This window comes from Campylobacter sp. RM19072, assembly GCF_024723485.1.
Lineage (GTDB): Bacteria > Campylobacterota > Campylobacteria > Campylobacterales > Campylobacteraceae > Campylobacter > Campylobacter porcelli.
Genome location: NZ_JANQCU010000050.1, coordinates 1 through 1,173 on the forward strand (window position 1 = coordinate 1; position 1,173 = coordinate 1,173).

Annotated in this window: 2 protein-coding genes; both read left to right on the plus strand. The window is 31.9% G+C overall.

Annotated features, from left to right (window positions below):
* Positions 1 to 813 (plus strand): ADP-ribosyltransferase-containing protein (locus CSUIS19072_RS08400; RefSeq protein WP_442863299.1); only part of this gene is annotated, 813 nt, incomplete at its 5' end.
* 91 nt (positions 814 to 904) lie between these two features.
* Positions 905 to 1,120: a hypothetical protein gene (locus CSUIS19072_RS08405; protein WP_086236864.1), complete on the plus strand. Its 216-nt coding sequence runs from the start codon at positions 905 to 907 to the stop codon at positions 1,118 to 1,120.
* The last annotated feature ends 53 nt before the right edge of the window (positions 1,121 to 1,173 follow it).

Below are 1,173 nucleotides of genomic sequence, written 5' to 3' on the forward strand. Positions count from 1 at the left end.
AATAAAGCCCAGACTATAGCTAAACCCAAATGGGCTGATAAATTTAAAGCAAAAATGACAAAAATGGGGCAAGAATATAGCGATGAAAAAATCACTAACTTAGCAAACTGGCATAAAGATAGCCACGCAGTAACAAAAGAGAGTGATGGCTCACCAAAGGTATTTTATCACGGCACTAACGCAAATTTCAATGCTTTTGACATAAATAAATTAAAGGGTAGTTGGCTAGGTAAAAGCTTTTATTTTACAGATACTAAACAAAAAGCAAAAGGCTATGGCAAAAATGTAATGTCTATATATTTAAATATCAAAAATCCTTATATCTCAAAAGCAAATGATAATTATGGCTTTGTAAGAGAGGTCAAAGAGCAATTTAATGTAAAAGAAAATTTTGGTGAATTTGACCCAGCACAAGTGCTAAAAAAACACGGCTATGATGGCGTAGTATATAAAGATTGGAATGATGATATAGGCTATATATACACAGCTTTTAGCCCTAATCAAATAAAAAGCATAAGCAATAATGGAGCATTCAATCCACGCTCAAAGATGATGGACGCATACACCAAAGTAGGGCTACCTATCGCTCTTGTTGGTGGTGGGCTTGGATATATGGGAACTCAAAGTATAGTAGATGGGTATAAAAACAAAGATACCACAAATCAAACTAGAGCCAAGCAATATGCTAAATTTCTAGCTGAAGCTAATGAGCCAACGCAAGACGCACCAAATGAGCTTTATAAGGCTTATACAAAGGCTAAAAAAGATATAGAAAAACCAAGTAAAAAAAATCCGTATTTGTCGGATAGATAACTTAAGTAGGCGTGGCTCGTTAAATGATAAAATGGAGTGATAAAGAGTTGCGTAAAGCTAGAGACGCTAATCTAATATAAAGGAGAACAATATGAAACATTTTGTATTTTTAGTTATAATATTTTCATTTGGATATAGCTTTACTTTTGTTAGCCCAAATGCTATTAGACATAGTTTTTGCGATAATGAATGTAATCAAATAACTTCTAATAAAGCACGACAATATCGTAAAGATTTTAATAGAGAATATTTCAATAAATGCGTAAATGCTTGTATAAATTATCAAGATTATCGTAATTTAAAATAAAGGAGAAAAAAATGGCTGAAATTTTAAATTTAGACACAAATAAGCTAATTAGC

What these genes read in the sequence shown, in the direction of transcription:
- CSUIS19072_RS08405 (WP_086236864.1), top strand. Translation starts at nt 905, where the DNA reads ATGAAACATTTTGTATTTTTAGTTATAATATTTTCATTTGGATATAGC.